Annotated in this window: 14 protein-coding genes; all 14 read left to right on the forward strand. The window is 42.8% G+C overall.

All coding sequences use genetic code 11. From position 1 onward, the window contains the following. Positions 1-38 precede the first annotated feature (38 nt). The 14 genes from DW650_RS19820 (at position 39) to DW650_RS19625 (ending at position 7,012) form a co-directional block, all read left to right on the forward strand. Positions 39-188: a hypothetical protein gene (locus DW650_RS19820; RefSeq protein WP_199654332.1), complete on the forward strand. Its 150-nt coding sequence runs from the start codon at positions 39-41 to the stop codon at positions 186-188. A 4-nt stretch (positions 189-192) separates the two neighbouring features. After that, positions 193-435 (forward strand): hypothetical protein, encoded by a 243-nt coding sequence (locus DW650_RS18885; protein WP_118210843.1) that lies wholly within the window; start codon positions 193-195, stop codon positions 433-435. Continuing rightward, positions 419-682, forward strand: a complete 264-nt coding sequence (locus DW650_RS18890; protein ID WP_243103025.1) for a lectin-1 — start codon at positions 419-421, stop codon at positions 680-682. Before DW650_RS18885 ends, DW650_RS18890 begins: the two co-directional genes overlap by 17 nt. Positions 683-768: 86 nt before the next feature. Continuing rightward, complete coding sequence (locus tag DW650_RS18895; protein WP_118210844.1) at positions 769-957, forward strand: hypothetical protein; 189 nt, start codon at positions 769-771, stop codon at positions 955-957. Then, the gene (locus DW650_RS18900) at positions 944-1,165 is read left to right on the forward strand and encodes a hypothetical protein (protein ID WP_118210845.1); all 222 of its coding nucleotides are present in this window, start codon (positions 944-946) and stop codon (positions 1,163-1,165) included. Before DW650_RS18895 ends, DW650_RS18900 begins: the two co-directional genes overlap by 14 nt. Positions 1,166-1,177: 12 nt before the next feature. Beyond that, positions 1,178-2,611 (forward strand): AAA family ATPase, encoded by a 1,434-nt coding sequence (locus DW650_RS18905; protein WP_118210846.1) that lies wholly within the window; start codon positions 1,178-1,180, stop codon positions 2,609-2,611. A 10-nt stretch (positions 2,612-2,621) separates the two neighbouring features. Next, complete coding sequence (locus DW650_RS18910) at positions 2,622-3,476, forward strand: hypothetical protein (protein ID WP_118210847.1); 855 nt, start codon at positions 2,622-2,624, stop codon at positions 3,474-3,476. Then, positions 3,460-4,263, forward strand: a complete 804-nt coding sequence (locus tag DW650_RS18915; RefSeq protein ID WP_118210848.1) for a PD-(D/E)XK nuclease-like domain-containing protein — start codon at positions 3,460-3,462, stop codon at positions 4,261-4,263. Before DW650_RS18910 ends, DW650_RS18915 begins: the two co-directional genes overlap by 17 nt. Further along, positions 4,264-4,581: a hypothetical protein gene (locus DW650_RS18920; protein ID WP_118210849.1), complete on the forward strand. Its 318-nt coding sequence runs from the start codon at positions 4,264-4,266 to the stop codon at positions 4,579-4,581. It abuts the gene before it with no gap. A gap of 105 nt (positions 4,582-4,686) precedes the next feature. Continuing rightward, complete coding sequence (locus tag DW650_RS18925) at positions 4,687-5,391, forward strand: BRO family protein (protein ID WP_199654334.1); 705 nt, start codon at positions 4,687-4,689, stop codon at positions 5,389-5,391. Further along, entirely contained in the window at positions 5,381-5,809 is a 429-nt protein-coding gene (locus DW650_RS18930; RefSeq protein ID WP_015522355.1) for a RusA family crossover junction endodeoxyribonuclease, read from the forward strand. Before DW650_RS18925 ends, DW650_RS18930 begins: the two co-directional genes overlap by 11 nt. Before the next feature lie 4 nt (positions 5,810-5,813). Further along, entirely contained in the window at positions 5,814-6,554 is a 741-nt protein-coding gene (locus tag DW650_RS18935; protein ID WP_118209730.1) for a DUF6291 domain-containing protein, read from the forward strand. 1 nt (position 6,555) lies between these two features. Further along, positions 6,556-6,864: a hypothetical protein gene (locus DW650_RS18940; protein WP_118210851.1), complete on the forward strand. Its 309-nt coding sequence runs from the start codon at positions 6,556-6,558 to the stop codon at positions 6,862-6,864. Next, a complete protein-coding gene (locus DW650_RS19625) occupies positions 6,857-7,012 on the forward strand; it encodes a hypothetical protein (RefSeq protein WP_158576251.1) in 156 nt (51 codons plus the stop codon). Before DW650_RS18940 ends, DW650_RS19625 begins: the two co-directional genes overlap by 8 nt. The last annotated feature ends 26 nt before the right edge of the window (positions 7,013-7,038 follow it).

The raw sequence follows: 7,038 nt of genomic DNA on the forward strand, positions 1-7,038 counted from the left end.
GATGGAGAAATAAAGAAATGTAACGAGAAAGGAGAAATATGAGCGAAGCAGAAGAGTTAGAAAAACTGTGTAAGCCGGTAGTCGACTGGTTGAAAAAGAACCATGATCCGCATACCGAGTTACATATAACCGTAGATCACATTGATCTGATGGAGAGTGTGATCGGGATTCCGGTAGAAGGGAAGTGAGGCATTGACAAAAGAAAAAAGCGAAAAATGTCAGCGAGTCAGTGTTGCTGATGCTGCTAAAGAAATCGGATGCCATCCTGAATATCTTAGAAGAAAGATGGCAGCAAAGGACTGGGACTTAGGCAGAGTTGTCACACCGAAGAATAAGGGCGGACAGCATGAATACTTTATTTTCCGGACAAAGTTGGATAAGTTCCTTGGAATAGAAAGAAGGGAAGAGTCGGAAAACAATGAGAAGGTTATCTAAAATCATCATGGCAACCGGCGGGGTTATATCAATGCTTGCCATGTGCTGTCTCGACAGCGACGGAGTGTATATGTACTACGCCGGAGCAGTCTGTATCCTTGGTGGATTTATCGCCGGAGCTGGATACGGGTTGAGAGTTCTGTCGGAGCGCAGAAGAGAGATGCAGATCGAGATGTTTTATTTTCATCAAGCGGACAAGCTGGATGGGGATATGGTGTTGATCGAGGACAAAAAAATAGCACCCTGAACTTTGGCGAGAGCAGGTGCTATTTCAATCGTGGAAATACCAAGTATTTCTGCGTTTATTGTAACACTGAAATTGAGGTTGTGTCAATGTATGAGAAACAATGCAAACGCTGTGGCTGTTCCATGGATCCGGGCGAAGGTCGTAACGGAGTGTGTGATGACTGCATAACCGGGGAGACAGAACGGCAGAAGCGCGAAAAACAGATTGAGTGGATGGTCCGGGCAACGGATTGGACGCAGATGGAAATGGAGGAATTTATAAGTGTCAAAAATTAAGTTGTGCAGTAAGGATGAGGAAAATCTTATTGAAGAGTTGCAGCATTTGAGTGAGGTTTTAGAAGAAATCGGCGTTGAGGGAGTGGCAGCGATTGTCTGTACATCCAACGGAGATATAAGAAGCAGGTTCTGTCTCAATACTGAGACAGAATTATCCATCATGATTGAGAACGATGGGGACAAAGTGACAAGAGAATACAGATATTAAAGGAGATCGAGAATGAGTAATATTACAAAAATTAAAATCAAAAATCTTTTCGGAATCAGAGAGTATGAGGCAGATGGAAGTTCTTTGGAGCTGTCTGGTAAAAATGGTACAGGCAAGAGTTCTGTGCTGGATGCAATTAAGTACGCGCTTGCCAATAAGAGTGATCGCGACTATATCGTACATAAGGGAGAGAACGAGGGCGAGATTATCGTTGAAACGGATACCGGACTTTCCATTGATCGTAAGGTCAGAATAGGAAAGGCACCTTATAAGTCAGTGAAAAGAGATGGTTTAGAGGTAGGAAGTCCAGAAGCGTTTTTAAAGGAATTATTCACACCGTTGCAGTTGAACCCTATCGAGTTTATGAACATGGATAAAAAGCAGCAGAATGCGATTATCCTTGATATGATTGAGTATCCATGGGATATGAACAAAATCAAGGAGTGGTTCGGGGAGATTCCGGCGTGGGTTTCTTACGATCAGAACATTCTTTCTGTGCTGAATGATATTCAGGCAGAGAACGGCGATTATTATCAGAACCGCCGTAATATTGACCGCGATATCAGAAATAAAAAAGCTTTTGTGGAAGAGATCGCAAATGGTATCCCAGTTGGATATGACGTTGAAAAATGGGAACAGGCAAGCGCCGGAGATATTTATCGTCAGATCGAGCGTATGCAGAAAGAAAATCAGACCATCGAGAGAGCAAAACTGTTGAGAGACAGTCGCGATAGTAAGATTAGAAAGTTTGATGCGGATCGTGAGATTGAGATCACAGCACTGGATCGTGAAATTGCTAACCGTGCAAACCAGATTGATAAATCCATTGCATCTTTAAATGAACAGATTAGAGCTTATGAGACGGAAAAAGAACAGCTTGCATCTAAGAAATCAGATAAGTTGGAAGTCATCGAACAGACTTACAAAGCGAATGTGGCACGTTTTGATGCAGAGATCGCCGAGTATGCAGAATATGCAGACAAGCAGCCACAGGATGTGACAGCATTGCAGGAGCAGGCACAGGAGATTGAAAAAATGCAGTCTCATATCAATGAATATAAAAGAATGCTCCGTCTGCAGAGCGAAATCGAGGAAATGCAGGCACAGTCACAGGAGCTTACAGATAAGATTGAAAAAGCGAGAACGCTTCCGGGGGAAATCCTTACGAACTGTACGATTCCGATCGCTGGTCTGACGGTAGAAAATGGAACGCCATTGATTAACGGTCTGCCGGTATCGAACCTGTCAGAGGGAGAAAAACTGGATCTCTGCATTGATGTGGCAATTCAGAACCCGAACGGTTTAAATATCATCCTGATCGATGGAGTGGAGAAACTTGCAACAGATCTGCGTGAAAAACTGTATCAGAAATGCAAAAACAAAGGGTTGCAGTTTATTGCGACCAGAACAACAGATGATGACACAATGACGGTAGTTACATTATAGGAGGTATGGCATGGATAATATGGTATCAGTAGGGCAGCAGACGGCAGTTGCACCTAAGACATCACAGACAGAAATGATGGTAAACAGACAGACACAGGAAGTTCAGGGCGCCATCTTTATGGCTAAGAAGTTTCCCAGAGATGAATATGAAGCAATAGAAAAGATAAGAAGGAGTTGTCAGAGAGCCACGTTAGCAGAACAGGCAATTTATTCATATCCAAGAGGCGGACAGAACGTCAGCGGACCATCGGTCCGTCTGGCGGAGTCATTAGCTCAGAACTGGGGAAATATCGACTATGGAATTATCGAGTTAGAGCAGAAAGACGGAAAATCAGAAATGATGGCATATGCGTGGGATTTAGAGACAAATACCCGTGTGACAAAGATTTTCGGTGTTGAGCATAAAAGAGATACAAGAAATGGATCGTATGCGCTTACTGACAGCAGGGATATTTATGAGGCTACCGCAAACTTCGGTGCAAGAAGAATGAGAGCCTGCATACTTGGAGTTATTCCGGGAGACGTTGTAGACATGGCTGTTAATGAATGTAAAGAAACACAGAAAAAAAGCTATGGAGAACTTCCGAGTCAGGAGAAGATTAACAAGATTGAAAAGCTGTTTAAAAAAGATTTTGGAGTTACAAAAGAACAGATTGAAAAATATGCAGGACGGAACATGGGAGATTTTGGTGCTGACGAGTGTACCGACTTATGGGGAGTATACACAGCTTTGAAAAACGGACAGGCAAAGACAGAAGATTATTTCCCTATTGAAAAAGATGTGCCGGATCCATTCGCAGATTCCAGACAGGCACAAATCGCAAAAGAAGCATCGGAGGTATTTGATAATGTTATTAACGAGTGAGAATTATTACAGCCGTGAGGCAAATGAAGAGTATTTATCTGTCAGCCAGTATAAAGATTTTATGGGTACATACGGTAAGCCCGGCTGTGAAGAATATGCCCTTTCAAAGTTAAATGGTACATGGGTGGAGGCTATGGAAGATTCCACAGCATTGATGGTCGGTTCTTATGTAGATGCACATTTTGAGGGAACGCTTGATTTATTCAAAGCGCAGCATCCATGCATGTTTAAAAAGGATGGAAATCTGAAAGCCGAGTATGTAAAGGCAAATGAGATGATTAACCGATGTGAAAGGGATGCACTGTTTATGCAGTACATGAGTGGTGAAAAACAGGTCATCATGACAGCGGATATGTTTGGTGCAAAGTGGAAAATCAAAATTGACAGTTACCATCCAGGCAAATGCATTGTGGATCTGAAAACCTGTCAGAGTATTACCAAGGAATTTTATCATCCAGATACAGGACACCTTAATTTCCTTGCAGAATGGGGTTATTACATTCAGGGCGCAGTTTATCAGAAAGTTGTTGAAATCAATACAGGGAAGAAACTTCCATTTTTTATTGCAGCAGTCTCAAAAGAAAAAGAGGCTGATATACAGGTGATCGCTGTGGAACAGAGCCTGCTTGATGAAGCACTTACAGAGGTTGAGCACAACGTATCAACAATCCTTATGCTGAAAAGTGGAGCAGTAGAGCCGATGCGTTGTGAACATTGTGATTACTGCAAGCATACGAAAGTATTGGATAGGCCTATCTGGTCAAGCGAATTGATCGGGGAGGTGTAGATGAAAGATTCTATTGTTGTTGATATGAAATATGCCGGGTATGACATGATCGACGGCACGCCGAACGTGCACAGGCATCATATCTTTGAGGGGACAGCGAACCGCCGGTTATCGGACGAAGATGGTTTGTGGGTGCCGTTATCCTATGAGCATCATGAGGGGAACATGAGCGTGCACCGTAATAAGGAAATGAGTGTGTTGATGCACATCATCGGTCAGCTTGCGTGGGAAAAGCACTATATCGTAGAACATGAGGATGTGAACGAGGATGATGCCAGGGACACATTTCGGAAGAGATATGGAAAAAGTTATTTGTAGGGTTGAAACACCTTAAGAAACAGTTCATGCAGAATAATATATCGCAGTATTATTGAGAGCCATGATCTCCGGTGCCGATGGGTGCCGGAGGGAAAGGAGAAGATATTGAATCAGTTAGAGATTTTTAAGAATAGAGAGTTTGGAGAGATCCGAACAGTAACGGTAGATGGAGAACCGTGGTTTGTTGCGAAAGACATTGCGGAAATTTTGCAATATACAAATACACAAAAAGCCATCAGAGATCATGTTGACGAAGAGGATAAGCTGACCGAACGAATCGTTCTGTCAGGTCAAAACCGGGAAGTTATTTGTATTAATGAATCGGGACTTTACAGTTTGATTCTTTCAAGCAAAATGCCAGGAGCAAAGCGTTTCAAACGTTGGGTGACATCGGAAGTGCTGCCACAGATCAGAAGAACCGGCACCTATCAAAAACCGCTGACACCACAGGAAATGATGCGTGTACAGCTTGGTATGATCGATGGACATGAAGAGAGAATCACACATCTTGAAAATACTATGACCATTGATTATGAACAGCAGCAGGAATTAAAGAAAACTGTAAATAAAAGAGTGATTGAGGTTCTTGGTGGTAAAAAAGCACTGGCGTATAAGGAAATGAGCAAAAAGGTGTTTTCTGAGTGTAATCATGATATTCAGGATTATTTCAGAGTCAATTCCAGAAACAATATTCCAACCAAGAGATACCAGGAAGCTGTTGAATATGTCGAAGGATGGAATCCAAGTAATAATACAATCCTTGAAATAAGAAGCTGTAATGTGGGAATGGGTGGTGTCAATGGAGTATAAATTTACGATTCCCGGACGGTTGGATGGCCTGAATGATTACACAGCCGCCAACCGGACGAATCCCCGCAAGGGCGGACGGATGAAAAAGAAAAGCGAGGATTCTATCATCTGGTATATAAGGCAGCAACTTCCCGGTGTACATATTACGGATCCGGTTCTGATCTACTATCAGTTTTATGAAAAAGACCGTCGCAGGGATAATGATAACATTTTGTCCTGCGCCGCCAAGTTCGTGCAGGACAGCTTGAAAAAAGCATGGGTAATCAAAGATGATGGTCAGAAATATATACCGCATTTTTACTTTGATACGGACGTGGATAAGGACAATCCAAGAATTGAAGTGACCATTACGGAACTTACACAGGCGCAGGCAAAAATGTCACTGAGAGAGCTTCTTAAGGACTTGGAAACGGGGTGATGTCTTGACGGATGAAAAGAGCAGCTTTGTCCTGTATGCGGAGTATCTGGAACATATAAAACTGCTTACGATGGAACAGCGAGGAGCACTCCTGACGGCAGTATTGTGTTACGCGTCAGGGGATGAACTCCCAGAGATGGACGGCATGACAAATATGGCATTCAGCTTTATCAAATCAAGGATAGATCGTGACACTGCCGCATATTTAGAGAAGATTGAGAAACGTCGGGAAGCCGGAAAACTTGGCGGCAGACCAAAAACAAAAGATATTTCACAAAAACAAGAGAAAGCAAAAAAAGCAAATGGTTTTTCTGAAAAGCAAAATAACCCTATTACTGATAATGTTAATGTTACTGTAAATGTTAATGATAATAATAAAAATACTTTGGCGGATGCCAAAGCGTTGTTCGAACGTCTGTGGAAAGCATATCCGAACAAAAAAGGCAAAGGACAGGTATCGGATACCCAAAAGAAACGGCTACTTGCAATCGGGGAAGATAGGCTTGTTAAAGCGATTGACCGCTACAGTCTTGAATTGCAGAAGGACGCCGACTGGAGGAAAGCGCAGTATGGGAGTACATTTTTTAACAGTGGCTATGTAGATTATCTGGATGAGAACTATGTGCCTGGCAAAGCAACAGGGCATAAGGGCAAAAGCAATGCTTTTAGTAATATTAATCATCGTCAGTATGACTATGACGAATTAGAAAAACAGGTGCTAAATTCACAACCGGGAGGTGGTTGAAGTGAATATGACGGAGGGAGAAATTTGCAGGCAGTACCGCAGCGCAAAGGACAGAGCAAGCCAGTTGCAGATTTTAGCAGATTTAAATTGTGTGCCGCGATTGGAGATCATCAAGATCCTGATGCATAACGGCGAACAGGTACGGTTGCCACTTGCAGCAAAAGGTAAGAAAAGAACAACGGAGCTGACGGACGAAGAGTACACGGCGGCACTGTTTAGACGGTTGGATGTACTTAATCGGGAAATCTCTAAAAGAGAAAGAGAGTACCGGGAGATTGTGGCTGTGATAGGAGGGCGGAGTAATGCATAGAGACATCAAAGAACGTAATAGAGCCATTAAATCGCTGACGGACAAGCAAACGAGAATACCGAAGCATCCAAACCCGGATGCATTGAGAGATTTTAAGGAAGTACCGTATCAGTTGCGGTACGGGAAGGAGAAGAAAGATGCTGAATAGAGAAAAATATGCGGAAGAGATTATTG

It is taken from the genome of Roseburia sp. AM23-20, from assembly GCF_003470905.1.
Classification (GTDB): domain Bacteria; phylum Bacillota; class Clostridia; order Lachnospirales; family Lachnospiraceae; genus Roseburia; species Roseburia rectibacter.

Excerpts from the sequence above, each read along its gene's own strand:
- DW650_RS18930 (WP_015522355.1), top strand. The coding sequence starts at position 5,381 with ATGGAGTATAAATTTACGATTCCCGGACGGTTGGATGGCCTGAATGAT.
- DW650_RS18895 (WP_118210844.1), top strand. The coding sequence starts at position 769 with ATGTATGAGAAACAATGCAAACGCTGTGGCTGTTCCATGGATCCGGGC.
- DW650_RS19625 (WP_158576251.1), top strand. The coding sequence starts at position 6,857 with ATGCATAGAGACATCAAAGAACGTAATAGAGCCATTAAATCGCTGACG.
- DW650_RS18915 (WP_118210848.1), top strand. The coding sequence starts at position 3,460 with ATGTTATTAACGAGTGAGAATTATTACAGCCGTGAGGCAAATGAAGAG.
- DW650_RS18910 (WP_118210847.1), top strand. The coding sequence starts at position 2,622 with ATGGATAATATGGTATCAGTAGGGCAGCAGACGGCAGTTGCACCTAAG.
- DW650_RS19820 (WP_199654332.1), top strand. The coding sequence starts at position 39 with ATGAGCGAAGCAGAAGAGTTAGAAAAACTGTGTAAGCCGGTAGTCGAC.
- DW650_RS18905 (WP_118210846.1), top strand. The coding sequence starts at position 1,178 with ATGAGTAATATTACAAAAATTAAAATCAAAAATCTTTTCGGAATCAGA.
- DW650_RS18890 (WP_243103025.1), top strand. The coding sequence starts at position 419 with ATGAGAAGGTTATCTAAAATCATCATGGCAACCGGCGGGGTTATATCA.
- DW650_RS18920 (WP_118210849.1), top strand. The coding sequence starts at position 4,264 with ATGAAAGATTCTATTGTTGTTGATATGAAATATGCCGGGTATGACATG.